The organism is Blastococcus sp. SYSU DS0617, from assembly GCF_054051075.1.
The window spans coordinates 19,885-35,462 of the sequence record NZ_JBJHAO010000018.1 but is presented as its reverse complement, the minus strand read 5'-3'; the positions used below and the strand labels follow the sequence as shown (position 1 = coordinate 35,462).

At 73.4% G+C, this 15,578-nt stretch carries 14 protein-coding genes; 5 read left to right on the top strand and 9 right to left on the bottom strand.

Translation table 11 applies throughout. The annotated features are described in order from the left end of the window. The first annotated feature begins 71 nt into the window (after positions 1–71). Both ACI793_RS16965 and ACI793_RS16960 read left to right on the top strand, forming a co-directional pair. Positions 72–611, top strand: a complete 540-nt coding sequence (locus tag ACI793_RS16965; RefSeq protein WP_456607549.1) for a hypothetical protein — start codon at positions 72–74, stop codon at positions 609–611. A 232-nt stretch (positions 612–843) separates the two neighbouring features. Next, a complete protein-coding gene (locus tag ACI793_RS16960) occupies positions 844–2,190 on the top strand; it encodes a reverse transcriptase family protein (protein ID WP_456607548.1) in 1,347 nt (448 codons plus the stop codon). Positions 2,191–2,225: 35 nt separating this feature from the next. Here ACI793_RS16960 and uvrA read toward each other — a convergent pair whose 3' ends face one another. Then, positions 2,226–5,117, bottom strand: coding sequence for an excinuclease ABC subunit UvrA (gene uvrA, locus ACI793_RS16955; protein ID WP_456607547.1), 2,892 nt, complete (start codon positions 5,115–5,117; stop codon positions 2,226–2,228). Positions 5,118–5,274: 157 nt separating this feature from the next. After that, a complete protein-coding gene (locus ACI793_RS16950; RefSeq protein ID WP_456607546.1) occupies positions 5,275–6,765 on the bottom strand; it encodes an amidase in 1,491 nt (496 codons plus the stop codon). Positions 6,766–6,814: 49 nt separating this feature from the next. On the opposite strand from ACI793_RS16950, the gene ACI793_RS16945 reads away from it, so the two are divergent. Then, on the top strand, positions 6,815–7,465 hold the full coding sequence (locus ACI793_RS16945; RefSeq protein WP_456607545.1) for an MBL fold metallo-hydrolase: 651 nt from the start codon (positions 6,815–6,817) through the stop codon (positions 7,463–7,465). A 66-nt stretch (positions 7,466–7,531) separates the two neighbouring features. On the opposite strand, the gene ACI793_RS16940 is transcribed toward ACI793_RS16945, so the two are convergent. Next, entirely contained in the window at positions 7,532–7,819 is a 288-nt protein-coding gene (locus ACI793_RS16940; protein ID WP_456607544.1) for a hypothetical protein, read from the bottom strand. Between the two features lie 127 nt (positions 7,820–7,946). Here ACI793_RS16940 and ACI793_RS16935 point away from each other — a divergent pair, with 127 nt between their 5' ends. Further along, the gene (locus tag ACI793_RS16935) at positions 7,947–8,120 is read left to right on the top strand and encodes a hypothetical protein (protein ID WP_456607543.1); all 174 of its coding nucleotides are present in this window, start codon (positions 7,947–7,949) and stop codon (positions 8,118–8,120) included. Between the two features lie 16 nt (positions 8,121–8,136). Here the strand turns inward: ACI793_RS16935 and ACI793_RS16930 are convergent, their stop codons facing one another. Continuing rightward, a complete protein-coding gene (locus ACI793_RS16930; protein ID WP_456607542.1) occupies positions 8,137–8,424 on the bottom strand; it encodes a hypothetical protein in 288 nt (95 codons plus the stop codon). 56 nt (positions 8,425–8,480) lie between these two features. On the opposite strand from ACI793_RS16930, the gene ACI793_RS16925 reads away from it, so the two are divergent. Continuing rightward, a complete protein-coding gene (locus ACI793_RS16925; protein WP_456607541.1) occupies positions 8,481–9,092 on the top strand; it encodes a sugar O-acetyltransferase in 612 nt (203 codons plus the stop codon). Here ACI793_RS16925 and ACI793_RS16920 read toward each other — a convergent pair. From ACI793_RS16920 to ACI793_RS16900, 5 genes are all read right to left on the bottom strand, one after another. Continuing rightward, complete coding sequence (locus tag ACI793_RS16920; protein WP_456607540.1) at positions 9,075–9,680, bottom strand: hypothetical protein; 606 nt, start codon at positions 9,678–9,680, stop codon at positions 9,075–9,077. The genes ACI793_RS16925 and ACI793_RS16920 overlap by 18 nt on opposite strands. Before the next feature lie 46 nt (positions 9,681–9,726). Further along, positions 9,727–11,712: a S9 family peptidase gene (locus tag ACI793_RS16915; RefSeq protein ID WP_456607539.1), complete on the bottom strand. Its 1,986-nt coding sequence runs from the start codon at positions 11,710–11,712 to the stop codon at positions 9,727–9,729. A 66-nt stretch (positions 11,713–11,778) separates the two neighbouring features. Beyond that, positions 11,779–13,101, bottom strand: a complete 1,323-nt coding sequence (locus tag ACI793_RS16910) for an MFS transporter (RefSeq protein ID WP_456607538.1) — start codon at positions 13,099–13,101, stop codon at positions 11,779–11,781. Between the two features lie 45 nt (positions 13,102–13,146). Continuing rightward, positions 13,147–14,241 carry a TerC family protein gene (locus ACI793_RS16905; RefSeq protein ID WP_456607537.1) on the bottom strand — a complete coding sequence of 365 codons (1,095 nt, stop codon included), beginning with the start codon at positions 14,239–14,241 and terminating at the stop codon, positions 13,147–13,149. 103 nt (positions 14,242–14,344) lie between these two features. Beyond that, positions 14,345–15,484 carry a TerC family protein gene (locus tag ACI793_RS16900; protein ID WP_456607536.1) on the bottom strand — a complete coding sequence of 380 codons (1,140 nt, stop codon included), beginning with the start codon at positions 15,482–15,484 and terminating at the stop codon, positions 14,345–14,347. Positions 15,485–15,578: the final 94 nt, after the last annotated feature.

Below are 15,578 nucleotides of genomic sequence, written 5' to 3'. Positions count from 1 at the left end.
TGGACAACGGATCCACCGCCGGCCGCATCGCGGCATGCTCGCGTCCTCGACGACGACGACGGAGATCTGCGGTGCGGCGGACGGTCACCGACCAGTGGGGTGCCGGGTGGAGGGTGCGCGCGCGGCACGTCCGCGGAGCCGGGACGGCGCCTCCGCACCCGGGCCCGGATGCCGACCGGTTGCGCCGGCGGCTGGACGCGGCGCTGGGGCGGTATCCGGGGCCGCTGACGGCGTCGGCGCTCACCGACGTGCGGGAGCCCGCCGCACCGATCAGCGACCCCGTCGACGCGGAACTGGCGGAGTTCCGGCGCCATTGGTACCGACCGGGCACCACCTTCTGGGTGGTCACGGAGGCGGGCCCGGCACTGGTCCGCAGCGCACTGGCCCGCCTCGGCACGCCGAGGTCGGGGACGTGGGAGGTCGAACTGGTCGCCCGGGGGCGGTTCCGGCGGTGGGCCCGGTGGCACGCGACCGGGGCCGAGGCGGCGGCGCGGGTGCTCGCCTCGGTGACGGCCGACCTGGCCGCCGGCCGGGTCCCGGACCCGGCCGGCGGGACGCTCGTCGAGGTGGTGGACCACCGGCCACCGGTCCGGCCGCACCTGGCCGGCTGACCCGGGGGCCGGCCGGGATGTGCAGGAGCCGTGCTCGGCACGCCGCCACCCCCTACGGTGGCCGGGTGCGCGTCGGGGCAGGCAGGACGACCGGTGGAGACCGGTTCTCCCGGGGAAACCCCGGGGATCGCATCGTTCCCGAGCATCTCGTCACCCGCCAGGCCGTGCGCTCCGCGCACCTGATGGCGCCTCGTCCAGGGGCTGGCTGGCTGCCCCGGCGCGCATCCCACCCGTGACGGCACCGACCGAGCGCCGGACGGCCGGCACCGCAGCGGGCATCGCGACCGCGCTACTGGCCGGCCGGTGGCGACGACCGGAGATGGTCCGTCGCACCGCCGTCGCCCTCGGGCTCGCCCGCGCCCCCCGGTGGGTCGGCACGCTGGTCGGCGAGGTGCTCGCGGCCTATCGGGACCCCCCGGTGGACCGGCCGCGGGAGCTGACCGCCTTCGTCCGAACGACGGCAGGCTGGACGCGGGCGTGGACCGGCGTGCCACGGCCACGGATCGTCCGGTGGCAGCCGACGCCCACCGCGCTCGTCCGGCATCCGTACGGGGTCGCCGCCCTCCCGGACCTGGCAGCGCTGGCCGGGCTGCTCGACCTCGACGCCGGTGAGCTGGCGTGGTTCGCCGACACCCACCGGCTGGAACGCACGGTGGACCAGCCGTTGCGGCACTACCGGTGGACGACGGTCGGAGGCCGGCTGCTCGCGGCGCCCAAGCCGCGGTTGAAGGAGGCGCAGCGACGACTGCTCCGGCACGTGATCGGACCGCTGACCGTGCACGGGGCCGCGCACGGATGCGTGCCCGGGCGCTCGGTGCGGACGGCGGTGACCCCGCATGCTGGGGCCGCGCGGGTGCTGCAGCTGGACCTGGAGGCGTTCTTCGCGAGCATCGCCGCCGAGCGGGTGCACGGGGTGCTGAGGTCGGTGGGCGGCCTCCCCGAGCCGGTGGCGCACACGGTGACGGGCCTGGTGACCACCGTGGTCCCGCTGGCGGTCTGGCAGCGGGTGCCGGTGCCCGACGACGTCGAGCGCCACCAGCGGCTGGGCCGGCGGCTGGCCGTACCGCACCTCCCGCAGGGCGCCCCGACGTCACCGGCGCTGGCGAACCTGGTCTGCTTCCGGCTCGACCGCCGGCTCGCCGGGCTGGCGGCCTCTTTCGGAGCTGCCTACACCCGGTACGTCGACGACCTGACCTTCAGCGGCGATGCGGGGATCGACCGCGGCCGCTTCGAGCAGCTGGCCGCGGAGATCATCGTCGAGGAGGGTTTCCGGCTGAACCGTCCGAAGACCCGATCGACGTCGTCGGCCGGGCGGCAGGCGGTGCTGGGCACGGTGGTGAACGTCCGTCCGACCCTGCCGAGGACGGAGCGCGACGCGCTCAGGGCGCTGCTGCACAACTGCGCGACCCGGGGCTGGACCACCCAGGTGCGGGACCGCGATCCCGCGACGTTCCGGGACCACGTGCTCGGACGGGTGGCGTGGGCCGCCTCGATCGACCCCGCGTTCGGGGCACGTCTCCGGGGCCAGGCCGCGCGGATCGACTGGTCCCCCGAGCCGGCCCCTGCGCCGCCGGCCTGACGTCGAGGGGCGGGGACCGCCCACCCCTCGACCGATCAGCTGGCCTTCTTGCGGGTCCTCTTCTTCGGCGCACCGGCAGCGGCGACGACCTCCGGGTCGAGGATCTTGGCGAGGTACCGGCCGGTGTGGCTCTCGGGCACGGTGGCCACGAGCTCCGGCGACCCCTCGGCGACGACCGTGCCGCCGCGGAACCCGCCCTCGGGCCCCATGTCGATCAGCCAGTCGGCGCTCTTGATCACGTCGAGGTTGTGCTCGATGACGATGACCGAGTTGCCCTTGTCCACCAGGCCCTGCAGCACCACCAGCAGCTTGCGGATGTCCTCGAAGTGCAGGCCGGTGGTCGGCTCGTCGAGGACGTAGATGCTGCGCCCGTTGGACCGCTTCTGCAGCTCGCTGGCGAGCTTCACCCGCTGCGCCTCGCCACCGGACAGCGTCGTCGCCGGCTGCCCCAGGCGGACGTATCCCAGCCCGACCTCGGTGAGCGTGCGCAGGTACCGCGCGATCGCCGGGATGGCGGCGAAGAAGTCGGCGGCCTCCTCGATCGGCATGTCGAGGACCTCGGCGACCGTCTTGCCCTTGTAGTGCACCTCGAGGGTCTCCCGGTTGAACCGGGCCCCCTTGCACACCTCGCAGGGCACGTAGACGTCCGGCAGGAAGTTCATCTCGATCTTCAGCGTGCCGTCGCCGGAGCACGCCTCGCAGCGCCCGCCCTTGACGTTGAAGGAGAAGCGCCCCGGGAGGTACCCGCGCATCTTCGCCTCGGTCGTCTGCGCGAACAGCTTGCGTACCTGGTCCCACACACCGGTGTAGGTGGCCGGGTTCGACCGAGGGGTGCGGCCGATCGGCGACTGGTCGACGTGCACGACCTTGTCGAGCTGGTCCAGCCCGGTGATGGTGCGGTGCCGCCCGGCGACCATGCGCGCACGGTTCAACTGGTTGGCCAGGGTCGTGTAGAGGATGTCGTTGACCAGGGTGGACTTGCCCGAGCCGGACACACCGGTGACGGCCACCAGCACGCCCAGCGGGAACGTCACGTCGATGCCGCGCAGGTTGTTCTCGCGGGCACCCTTGACCACCAGCTCGCGGCCCGGCGTCAGCTCCCGGCGCTTCTCCGGGATCACGATCGACTTCCGGCCCGAGAGGTACTGACCCGTGAGCGACCGCTCGCTGGCCAGGAGGTCGGCGACGGTGCCGCTGACCACGACCTCGCCGCCGTGCTCGCCGGCGCCCGGGCCGATGTCGACCACCCAGTCGGCCACCTTGATGGTGTCCTCGTCGTGCTCGACGACGATCAGCGTGTTGCCCATGTCGCGCAGCCGCACCAGCGTCTCGATGAGCCGGGTGTTGTCGCGCTGGTGCAGGCCGATGGACGGCTCGTCGAGCACGTACAGCACGCCGACCAGGCCCGACCCGATCTGGGTGGCCAGCCGGATGCGCTGGGCCTCGCCACCCGCGAGCGTCGCCGCGGGGCGGTCCAGGGACAGGTAGTCCAGGCCGACGTCGACCAGGAACGACAGCCGCGCCTGGATCTCGCGGAGCACGCGGTCGGCGATCGCCTTCTCCCGCTCCCCCAGCTCCAGGACGCCCAGCCACTGCGAGGCCTCGCCGATGGAGAGGTTGGTGACCTCGGCGATCGACCGGTCGTTGAGCTTCACCGCGAGGATCTCGGGCTTGAGCCGCGTCCCGTGGCAGACGGGGCACGGGACGTCGCGCATGTAGCCCTCGTACTTGTCCCGCATGTAGTCGCTGTCGGTGTCGTCGTGCCGGCGCTCGAGGAAGGGCAGCACGCCCTCGAAGGCGGCGTAGTAGCTGCGCTCGCGGCCGTAGCGGTTCTTGTAGCGGACGTGCACCTGGTCGGGCGAGCCGTGCAGGATCGCCTTCTGCACCTTGGCCGGCAGCCGCTCCCACGGCTCGTCCATGGAGAAGCCGATCTGCTGGGACAGGCCGGTGAGCAGCCGGGTGAAGTACTCGTTGCTCATCGAGCTCGACCACGGCGCGATCGCCCCCTGGCTGAGGCTCTTCTCCGGATCGGGGACGACGAGCTCGGGGTCGACCTCCTTGCGGGTGCCGATGCCGGTGCACTCACCGCAGGCGCCGAACGGCGAGTTGAAGGAAAACGAGCGCGGCTCCAGCGCCTCGAACGACAGCCCGTCGTCGACGCAGGCGAGGTGCTCGGAGAAGGTCCGCTCCCGCTCCGGGTCGTCGTCGGGCAGGTCGACGAACTCCAGGACGACGAGACCGCCGGCCAGCCCCAGCGCGGTCTCCACCGAGTCGGTCAGCCGACGCTTGGAGCTCTCCTTGACGGTGAGCCGGTCGACGATGACCTCGATCGAGTGCTTCTCCTGCTTCTTGAGCTTCGGTGGCTCGGTCAGCGGGTGCACCGTGCCGTCGACGCGGACGCGCGAGAAGCCCTGCGTCTGCAGGGAGCTGAACAGGTCGACGTACTCGCCCTTGCGGGCCCGGACGACGGGGGCCAGCACCTGGAAGCGGGTGCCCTCCTCCATGGCGAGCACCTGGTCCACGATCTGCTGCGGCGTCTGCCGGGAGATCGGCTTGCCGCAGTTGGGGCAGTGCGGCTGGCCGGCGCGGGCGTAGAGCAGGCGCAGGTAGTCGTAGACCTCGGTGATCGTGCCGACGGTCGACCGCGGGTTGCGGTTGGTCGACTTCTGGTCGATCGACACCGCCGGGGACAGGCCCTCGATGAAGTCGACGTCGGGCTTGTCCATCTGGCCGAGGAACTGGCGGGCGTAGGCCGACAGCGACTCCACGTACCGGCGCTGGCCCTCGGCGAAGATCGTGTCGAAGGCGAGGCTCGACTTCCCGGAGCCGGAGAGGCCCGTGAACACGATGAGCGCGTCACGGGGGAGGTCGAGGTGGACGTCCTTGAGGTTGTGCTCTCGGGCGCCGCGGACGACGAGCCGGTCCATGTGATCCCTGTCGGTCGCTGGTGGATGTCGCTGGTGCTGGTGCTGCCGCGGCCGTGCCGGGGACGCCGCCGGACTGCTGGGTGCAACGCCCGCACCCGTCGTGGTCGTCCGCCGCGCGGTGTGAGCTGCGCCCGTCCGCCGTGCTCGGGGGCCGCTCTCAGGTGCCGGTGGTCGCCGGCGCGGTGGGGTCGAAGACGGGCGCGTACCGGCGCCACGGGAGCCGGCGCTCCAGCTCTCCGGCCAGCCAGAGTAGTCGCCCCTCCGCACCCGGGGGGCCGACGAACTGGACGGCGGCGGGGGGCCCGGCGGGGCGGCCGGCACCCGGCAGCACGGCGGCGGGGAGACCGGCGAGGTTCCACGCCGCCGTCCAGGGCGCCCAGCGGGCGTTGGCCGAGATGTTGGCGAGGAACGAGCGCTCGTGCCAGAGGCGGGCGGGCAGCGGTGGCCCGGTGGTGACCGGGGTGAGCAGCAGGTCGACGTCGTCGAAGAACTCCACCATCCGCGCGCGGAACCGCTCCTGGGTGCGCGGCCGCACCAGACCCAGACGGCGGACCAGCCGGCCCAGCCGGGCATGGGTGCGGCTGCGCGGCTGCAGCTCGGAGCGGTCGATGCCCAGGAACGCGGCGTCGTCCTCGGCGCCGGCCATCCAGCGGACGAGCGCCCCGGCCGCGGCGCCCGGGGTGATCGGGGGGTTGCGCCGCAGCACCGTGTGGCCGGCGGCCTCGAGCTCGGCCACGACGGCGTCGACCGCCGCCCGCGTGGCGGCGTCCGCGCTCACGCCGGGCACCGGCGAGCGGGTGCTCACCGCGATGCGCAGCGGCCGCTCCGGGGCCTCGGGGACTGCCGGCGTCTCCCCCGCCAGGACGGCGTGCGCGAGCGCCAGGTCGGCCACGGTGGTCGCGAGCGCGCCGTTGACCGCCATGCCCGACCAGTCGTCGGCACCGATGCCGCCGGGGACCACGCCACGGCCGGGCTTCAGGGTGACCAGGCCGCACGCCGCGGCCGGCAGCCGCAGCGACCCCATGCCGTCGTTGCCGTGGGCGATCGGGACCATGCCCGCGGAGACGGCCGCGGCGCTGCCACCGGAGCTCCCCGCCGGGGAGAGCGCGGTGTCCCACGGGTTGCGGGTCACCGCACCCGGGCCGTCGGTGGCGGCGTAGAGGCACAGCTCCGGCGCGCGGGTGATGCCGACGACGACGGCGCCCGCCCTGCGCAGCCGGCTCACCACCGCGTGGTCCCTGCGCTCGGGCTCGCTGTGGCGGGCCGGCGACCCGTCGGTGCACGTCTCCCCCGCGACGGCGACGTTGTCCTTGATCGCGACGGGCACCCCGGCCAGCGGGAGCGCGAAGCGGGTCAGGCTGGCGTCGACGGCGGCGGCCTCGGCCAGTGCGGCGTCCCGCCGGACGACGCGGAAGGCGCCGACCCGGGCGTCGACGGCCTCGATGTGGTCGAGGTGCGCCCGCACCACGTCGACGGCGGTGATCTCCCCCGTGCGCACGCGGGCGGCGATCTCGGCGGCCGGCAGACCGACCAGCGAGGGGTCGCTCGGCCCGTCGAGCTCACCGGCCCAGGGCACCGGCCGTCCCGTCGACCCGTTCCCGGCCCGCAGAACGATCGGGGGCAGCCCGGGACCTCCGCTAGCGTCCATGCCAGGACCGTAGCGGCGCACGCCGACACTTTTCGAACGGAGGCCGGAGATGAGCTCGTACACCGGGGACGTCGAGGTCGGTGGAGCGCCCGACGTCCGGGAACTGCCCGGGCTGACCATCCGCAAGCTGGCCGTCAGCGAGATGGCGAACAACGCCTACCTGCTCACCTGCACGGCCACCGGCGAGGCGCTGCTGATCGATGCCGCGGCCGAGCCCGAGGCGCTGCTGGCGCTGGTCGGCGACGCCCCGCTGCGCACCGTCGTCACCACGCACGGGCACTGGGACCACCACCGCGCGCTGCCCGAGGTCGTCGCCGCCACCGGAGCGGTCACCGTCGCGCACCCGGCCGACGCGGCGGACCTGCCCGTGCCGGTGGAGCGGCCGGTGGAGCACGGCGACACGGTCGCCGTCGGCGACCAGGTGCTCGAGGTCGTGCACCTGCGTGGCCACACGCCCGGCAGCATCGCCCTGGTCTGGCGCGGCGGCGGCACGCACGTCTTCACCGGGGACAGCCTCTTCCCCGGTGGCGCAGGGCGGACAACAAGTCCGAAGGACTTCAACTCGCTGATCGACGACCTGGAGGAGCGGATCTTCGGGCGCCTTGACGACGCGACGTGGTTCTACCCGGGTCACGGGAAGGACAGCACGCTCGGCGCGGAACGGCCGCACCTGTCCGAGTGGCGCGAGCGCGGCTGGTAAGTCGCCCTGAAGGCGGCTTCTGGGCGCGGGGGGCCTAGCCCCGACGTTCAGCCGGGGTCCCCCCTCCTACTCGCCAAGCGCTCGGGCAAGTCTCCTGGCGAAGGCAACCCAAGCCTCGCGCAAGGCAGCCTCCAACTCCGCTGGAGTCTCCGGAGGACGTCCGCTGCTGTATGCAACGGTGTGTGACGCTATCGGCATCGACGAATACCCGGAGTCATGCACGTCGGTGACGACCATCAAGTCGATCTCGAAGCCCTTGTCTGTCCAGTGGACCCCCGTTGCCAAGGGAAACGGGAAGACGTCGAACCTGCGCAGGTCAACCGTCGGGTCCACAGGCACCATGATCGTCAGCATCCCATGTGCTGCACCTTTTTCGAGGCTCTGGGGTCCCGCGCGACGCCGACCGGGGCACAGCGCAGGCCGCCCTCAATGGGCCGCTCAGGGCGACCTCTTCACCGGCGTTCGACTGTTCCCGGGCGGCGTGGGCAACACGCAGCAGGACGCAGCCCGGTTCACCAGCCTGATCGACGACGTCGAGGAGCGGCTGTTCGGTGCCCTGCCGGACGAGACGTGGGTCTACCCCGGGCACGGCGGCGACACGACGCTGGGCGCCGAGCGGCCGTCCCTCCCGGAGTGGCGCGCCCGCGGCTGGTGAGCCGTCGCGCCGGCCGTCAGGCGTCGTCGTCGTCGAAGGCGGCCGCCAGCTCGTCGGGGGTGCCCGGCAGGTACAGCGGCAGGATCGACACGTTCCACTCGGGACGACGCTGGTCCACGCCCACCGCGAGGTCCCAGGCGGCCCGGGCCGTGAGCGGGCCGAAGCAGCCCTCGTCGCCGTCCTCGCCGACGGTCACCTCGACCAGCCACTGGTCGGAGAGGTCCGCGGCGAGCTCGGCGAAGTCGGGCAGCGCCTCCTCGTCGGGTTCGGAAGCATCCGCCAGGACCGGATAGATGAGCGCCATGCCTCACCGTAGAGGGGCGGCGCCCGCACCGCGCCCGTGCACCTAGCCTGGTCGCCATGACTCCCGGCGGGAACGAGGGGGACACCCGCTCGATGCGCGAGCGGATGGCGGCCGGCGACCCCTACCTCGCCGACGATCCGGAGCTCGCCGAGCTGAGCTCCCGTGCGCAGGACCTCGTCGCCGCCTACAACGCGACGACGGTCCGTCAGGCGCCGCCGCGCCGGAAGCTGCTCGAGCAGCTGCTGGGCTCGATCGGCGAGGGCACCGAGCTCCGTCCCCCGCTGCACGTCGACTACGGCTCCAACATCACTGTCGGCGCCCGCTGCTTCGCGAACTTCGGCCTGGTCGCCCTCGACGTCGGGCGGATCACCATCGGTGACGACGTGCAGTTCGGGCCGAACGTCCAGCTGCTGACCCCGACCCACCCGGTCGAGCCCGAGGCCCGCCGGCAGAAGTGGGAGGCGGCTGCGCCCATCACCATCGGCGACAACGTCTGGCTCGGCGGCGGTGCGATCGTGCTGCCCGGCGTCACCATCGGGGCGAACACCGTGGTGGGTGCCGGCGCGGTCGTCACGAAGGACCTGCCTGCGGGCGTCGTCGCCGTCGGCAATCCGGCCCGGGTGGTGCGGACCCTCGACGTACCGGGCGGGTCAGCTCCCGTCGGCTGAGCGGGGGCCGGCCCGCTGTGCGTGGTCGGCCGGAAGCTGGGCGGCGAGCCGGTCGATGCGCGCCGTCTGCCGCCGGCTGCTGACCTCCACGACGGCGACCGCGACGGCTCCCACTCCCGCCGCAGCGGAAGCGATGCCCCACCCGAGGCCGACCCACAGCATCAGGACGACGACGACCACCGCCGAGAGGGCGGTGACGCCCACGGCGAGGGGCCGGGCCCCGCGTTGGAACCGCTGGGCACGCTGGAGCAGCGGGCCCCACTCGGCGGGATCGGCGTCGTCGGACAGTCGGCCACGCTTCAGCGCCCGCTCGTACTCGCCCATGCGCCGGAAGCTGCCCATGCGCCGGCGCTGCCACCAGAGCACTCCGCCGATCCCCGCCAGGCCGCCGACCATCCCGGGCACGGGGGCGGTCCAGTCCGGACCCTCGTCGTCCAGCCAGCCGTCCAGCGCGTACATGCTGACGTACCAGAGCGCCAGCCAGCCGGCGACCAGGCCGGCCGCCACGACGCGCTTCGTGGTGCGGGGCAGGGAGCGGTACCAGCGCCGGGCGGCCGACTCCTGGTCCTCGGCGGGGATCTGAGCCACGGGCGCGCGGCCTCCTTCCTTCCCCCGACGGGCATCCTGGCCGACGTCAGTGGTCGGGGCGAGCCGGCCACCCGTCCGGGTGCTCGGCCTCCGCATCGATGGGGAGCCAGCGGGCCCACCACCGCAGCACGTGCTCGAAGCGCGCCAGGCGGTGCTTCGGCCGGCCGGACCGGGACAGCTCGTGCCCCTCGCCCGGGAAGAGCAGCAGCTCCGAGGGGACCCCGCGCCGCTTCAGTTCCACGTAGAGACGGGCGCCCTGCTCGACCGGGCAGCGCCAGTCCTCCTCGGAGTGGATCACCAGCGTCGGCGTCGTGATCGCGCCGGCCCCGGCGAGCGCGCTCTGCGCGGCGATCCGGGTGGGGTCGGTGCCGACGTACTGGTCGGGGAAGACCCAGCCGATGTCCGACGAGCCGACGAAGCTGACCGGGTCGAGGAACGCCCGCTCGCTGATCGCCGCGGCGAACCGGCTCGTGCGACCGATCAGCAGGGTGGTCAGGTAGCCGCCGTACGAGCCGCCCAGGATCCCCACCCGCTCGGCGTCCAGCGCCGGATCGGCGAGCGCCGCGTCGAGGAACGCGAGCACGTCGTCGGCGTCCACCGTGCCCAGAGCACCGCGGATGGCGCGCCCGTGCGCCGCCCCGTAGCCGGACGACCCGCGCGGATTGCACTGCACCACGGCGTACCCCGCCGAGACGAGCACCTGGGTCTCGTCGAACAGCGTCCAGCCGTACTGGGCGAACGGACCGCCGTGCACCATCAGCAGCACCGGGTGCGGCCCCGGCCCGGCGGGTGCGGTCACCCAGCCGTGCACCGGATAGCCGTCGGGCGCCGTGGCGGTGCGCTCGCGCATCCGGTGCACCCGTCCGGTGGCGCCCAGCGGACGGCCGAACGCGGTGAGCAGCCGACGCTCTCCCCCGGTGAGCGCGATCAGCTCGCCGGCCGAGCGGTCGTGGGCCACGGTGGCGACGACGACGCCGGCCCCGGCCGCGATGCCGCGCACGGTGAACCGGCCGTCGACGAGCACCTCCGGCGCCGCGCCGTCCAGCGGGACGCGCAGCAGCTCGACCGCTCCGCGCCGCTGGATCCCGACGAGGACGGCGTCGCCGGCCAGCACGGTCCCGGGGGTCTCGTCGCCCCGGTGGTCGTGCTCGGCGTCCAGCAGCGGGTGCAGGGCGCCGTCCGGACCGACGCGGCACGGCACCGCCTGCCGGGCGACGAAGTCGACGCCCTCGGGTCCCAGGTCGGGGACGGCGGTCACGACCAGCGTGCCGTCGGGGGCGTACACCGGACCGGCGCAGTCGCCGCTCGTGGCCGTCACCCGGCGCAGGCCGCTGCCGTCGACGCCGATCTCGTACACGTCGCGCACCAGGTCGCGGTCGGCGCGCGGGTGCCGGGCGGAGACGAACGCGAGCGCGTCGCCGTCGGCGCGCCAGGTGGCGTCGGCGCAGTCGGCGTCCCCGGAGGTGAGCTGCACCGGCTCGGGCAGCGGGGCAGCGTCGTCGTGCAGCGAGGACGGCAGGTCCAGGACGAAGACCTGACGCCGCCGGTCGGCCACGAACCCGACGCCGTCCTCGCGGTACTGCAGCGTCGTGATCAGCCGCGGCGGCTCGGCCTCGGGTCCGATCCCCTCGGCCGTGCCGTACCGGTCGTGCTCGGGGACGCGGGCGACGTAGGCCAGCCGCCGGGAGTCCGGCGACCAGACCGGCCGCCCGGCCCCCAGGGCGTGCTCGGTGAGCCTGCGCGGCTCGCCCCCGGCGGTGGCCAGCAGCCAGATCTGCGGCTTCCCGCCCCGCTCCGCGCCCAGGTAGGCCAGCCATCGGCCGTCCGGGGAGAACACCGGGGCACTGTCCCGGTGACCGGCGCTGATCGGCCGGGCCGGTGCCGAGCCGTCGGTGGGGACCGCCCAGAGCTGGCCGCGGTACTCGTCGGCCTCGAGATCGAGCCGCTCCACCGCGACGACCGCCATCCGGCCGTCCGGCGAGACGGTGGGCACGCCCGGGGTGCGCAGCAGCGCGAGGTCGTCAGGGCGCATGAGCCTCGACGCTAGTCCGTGCGGGCCGCGCGCCCGGCCGTGCCCTCCCCGCGGACGCCGGGCGGCTCAGGACGGGATCCGCGCCGCGCGGATCGTGCTCACCAGGGCCAGGCTGCCGAGCAGCGGCAGCGCCGCGAGCAGCAGCAGGCTGCGATCCACGCCCAGGACCTCACCCACTCCCCCGACGACGGCGGAGCCCACACCGCCGCCGACGAGGAAGACGAGCGTGGCGATGCCGAGTGCCACGCCCCGGACGTCGGCCGGGACGGCGTCGCCCACAGCGGCCATGAGGGCCGGCTGCCCGAGGCCGAACGCCAGCGTCACGAGCACGACCGCCGTCACCAGGATCGCGGCCGACCCGCGCGCCGCACCCAGGGCGGCGACGGCCAGGGCCACCGCGGCGGTGACGTCGGAGACGACGAGCGAGCGGGCCGGCCCGAGGCGCGCGAGCAGGGGCCCGGCCAGTCGCGGCGCGAGGAAACCGGTGACGGCGCTGGGCACCAGCGCCAGCCCGACCTCGAGCGGCGTCCACCCGCGCAGCGCGAGGACGGCGGGGACGGCGATCAGCAGCGCGAACCAGGCCGCCGGCACCGCCGAGGCGGCCAGCGCGCTGCGGACGACGACGGGTTCGCGGATGACGCGGCGCGGCAGGAAGCCCTCCGGCCGGCGGCGCACCCAGGCCGCGACCGCGGGGACACCGAGGACCAGCAGCAGGGCACCCGCTGTCGCCACGACGACGCCTGAGGCCGGCGACTGCACGAGCAGCACCAGCCCCGCCGCCGTCCCGGCCACGAGGACGGCGCCCAGGAGGTCGAGCCGGGCGCCGGTGCCCTGGGTCGGCAGGGCCCGCCACAGCGCGGGGACGACCAGGAGCCCGAGGGCGGGGAGCGCCACGACCGCCCGCCAGCCGATCAGGTCGGCGACCAGGCCGCCGGCCAGGGGCCCGAGCGCGCTCACGGCGGCCGCCGTGCCCGCGACATGGCCGAGCGCGGTGGTCCGGACGGCGCCGTCGTAGCGCGCGCTGACGATGGCCATGCCGAGCACCGGCACCGCGGCCGCGCCCATGCCCTGCAGCACCCGGGCGGCGAGCAGCACCTCGATGCTCGGCGCGAGGCAGCCGAGGACCGCGCTGCCGGCCATCAGGCCGATGCCGATGAGCAGCGGCAGGCGGATGCCCGCGAGGTCGGCGGCGCGGCCGTAGACGGCCGTGGCCACCGCGAGCATCAGCGCGTAGAGGCTGATGACCCAGGAGACGCCACCGGTGGTGAGGTCGAGGTCGGCCGCGATCGCCGGGAGGGTGACGGCCACGGCCGCGCTGCCCATCCCGGCGAGGCCGAAGAGCAGCCCGACGAGCGCGGCCACCCGGCCCGCGTCCGTCCGCTCACCCACGAGAACCGGTCAACCCTGCCCGGCCGGCGTCTGTTCCGCCGGCGGTCACCGGCGGACGGCGTCCTCGTCCTGCTGGTCGGCGAGCAGCCTCTCGGCGGCCGCCGCGGACTCCGGCCCGCCGGTGGGCACCGCCTGCGCGGTGGCGGCGTCGAGGTCGGGAGCGCCCGGGGTGGCCAGCTGCCCGCGCGTCCGGAGCAGGCTGGCGATCGTGGCGACCAGCAGCACGCCCAGGATGATCGAGAGCGACAGCCAGATCGGGATCTCCGGCACCGCGTCGATGTGCTCGCCGCCGTTGATGAACGGCAGCTCGTTGGTGTGCAGGGCCTCCATGACCAGCTTCACGCCGATGAAGGCGAGAATCACGGCCAGGCCGATCGACAGGTAGACCAGCCGCTTGAGCAGGCCGCCGAGCAGGAAGTACAGCTGCCGCAGGCCCATCAGCGCGAACACGTTCGCGGTGAAGACGATGAACGCCTCCTGGGTGAGCCCGAAGATCGCCGGGATGCTGTCCAGCGCGAAGAGCAGGTCCGTCGTCCCCAGTGCCAGGAAGACGATGATCATCGGCGTCCAGAGCTTCGTGCCGTTCTCGGTGACCCGCACCTTGGCGCCCCGGAAGTCCTCCGTCATCGGCAGCACCTTGCGCATGCGGCCGATGAAGGCGTTCTCCTCGTAGTCCTCGTCCTCGCCACGGTGCCGGACCAGGTTGATCGCCGTGTACACGAGGAAGGCGCCGAAGATGTAGAACACCCAGGTGAAGCGCTCGATCACCGCGGCGCCCAGCAGGATGAACACGCCGCGCAGGACGAGCGCGATGATGATGCCGACCATCAGGGCTTCCTGCTGCAGGTGCCGGGGCACCTGGAAGCGGGCCATGATGATCACGAAGACGAAGAGGTTGTCCACCGAGAGCGAGTACTCGGTCAGCCAGCCGGCGTAGAACTCCGTCGCGTAGGTCCCGTTCGTGAAGGCGAGCAGCACGACGCCGAAGACCAGCGCCAGCCCCACGTAGAAGCTCACCCACAGGCTCGCCTCGCGGACGGAGGGCTCGTGCGGGCGGCGGGCGACGATCGCGAGGTCTCCGAGCAGGAGGACCGTGAGGCCCACGAACGTCGCGACCTCGAACCAGACGGGGATTTCCACGGGCGGGAACGCTACGGAGTGGTCCGCCCACCCGCCCGGCGACCGGGAGGCAGACGGCGGTGACACTCGTCACTGGACGAGCCGCACCGCCGTCTGCCGACGATCAGTTCTCGGTCGACCGGTCCGCCGGCGTGACCGGCGCCGACGTCGGCTGCGGCGGCCCCTCGGCGCGGCCGACGCCGGGCTCGCGCTCGCCGGGCCCGGACACGTGCCGTCCAGCGGCGTCCGCACCGGGGTCGGCGGCCCCCGTCGGGCTGACGAGGCCCAGCTCCCGGTCCCGCTTGTTCTTGGCCAGGCTGGCGAGCGTGGTGATGAGCAGGGTCACCAGGATGACGGTCAGGGACAGCCAGGTCGGGATCTCCGGGATCGCCGTGATGTGCTCGCCGCCGTTGAGGAACGGCAGCTCGTTGGTGTGCAGCGCGTGGATCAGCAGCTTGACGCCGATGAAGCCGAGGATGACCGCCAGCCCGTAGGCCAGGTAGACCAGCCGGTCGAGCAGACCGTCGATGAGGAAGAACAGCTGGCGCAGGCCCAGCAGCGCGAACGCGTTGGCCGTGAACACCAGGTACGTCTCCTGCGTCAGACCGAAGATCGCGGGGATGGAGTCGACGGCGAACAAGATGTCGGCGCTGCCGATGGCTACGAGGGCGATGGCCAGCGGGGTGATGTACCGCTTGCCGTTGAGCTTGGTCAGCATCCGGTCGCTGTGGTACTCGTCCGTCGTCGGGACGGCCTTGCGCGTGAGCCGCAGGAAGAAGTTCTCCTTGAACTCCTCCTCGTCGTCGTGCCCGCCGCTGCGCGCCTGCGCCCATGCGGTGTAGATCAGGAACCCGCCGAAGATGTAGAAGACCCAGCTGAAGTTCTCGATGGCCGCCGCGCCGATGAAGATGAAGATCGTGCGCAGGACGAGGGCGAAGGCGATGCCGAACAGCAGCACCTTCTGCTGGAGGGCCCGCGGGACGGCGAAGCTCGCCATGATCAGCACGAAGACGAAGAGGTTGTCGACCGACAGGCTCTTCTCGGTGATGTAACCGGCGAAGTACTCGCCGCCGAAGGTGCCCCCGTAGAACACCAGGATCAGCAGCCCGAAGGCGACCGCGATCCCCACGTAGATGGCCGACCACGTGGCCGACTCACGCAGCGTCGGCGCGTGCGGGGTGCGCACGTGGCCGTAGAAGTCGAAGACGAGCATGCCCACGATCGCGCCGACCGTGACAGCCCACACCCAGAAAGGAACATCCATGAACGCAGAAACCTCCGGAGTACTGGTGAAGACAGCTACCGGAGGTCTCTCCCACCATCACCTGGGTGACGGCCGGCGGGCCGGGGGTCACGGG

Excerpts from the sequence above, each read along its gene's own strand:
- uvrA (WP_456607547.1), bottom strand. The coding sequence starts at position 5,117 with ATGGACCGGCTCGTCGTCCGCGGCGCCCGAGAGCACAACCTCAAGGAC.
- ACI793_RS16950 (WP_456607546.1), bottom strand. The coding sequence starts at position 6,765 with ATGGACGCTAGCGGAGGTCCCGGGCTGCCCCCGATCGTTCTGCGGGCC.
- ACI793_RS16945 (WP_456607545.1), top strand. The coding sequence starts at position 6,815 with ATGAGCTCGTACACCGGGGACGTCGAGGTCGGTGGAGCGCCCGACGTC.
- ACI793_RS16940 (WP_456607544.1), bottom strand. The coding sequence starts at position 7,819 with ATGCTGACGATCATGGTGCCTGTGGACCCGACGGTTGACCTGCGCAGG.
- ACI793_RS16930 (WP_456607542.1), bottom strand. The coding sequence starts at position 8,424 with ATGGCGCTCATCTATCCGGTCCTGGCGGATGCTTCCGAACCCGACGAG.
- ACI793_RS16925 (WP_456607541.1), top strand. The coding sequence starts at position 8,481 with ATGACTCCCGGCGGGAACGAGGGGGACACCCGCTCGATGCGCGAGCGG.
- ACI793_RS16915 (WP_456607539.1), bottom strand. The coding sequence starts at position 11,712 with ATGCGCCCTGACGACCTCGCGCTGCTGCGCACCCCGGGCGTGCCCACC.
- ACI793_RS16900 (WP_456607536.1), bottom strand. The coding sequence starts at position 15,484 with ATGGATGTTCCTTTCTGGGTGTGGGCTGTCACGGTCGGCGCGATCGTG.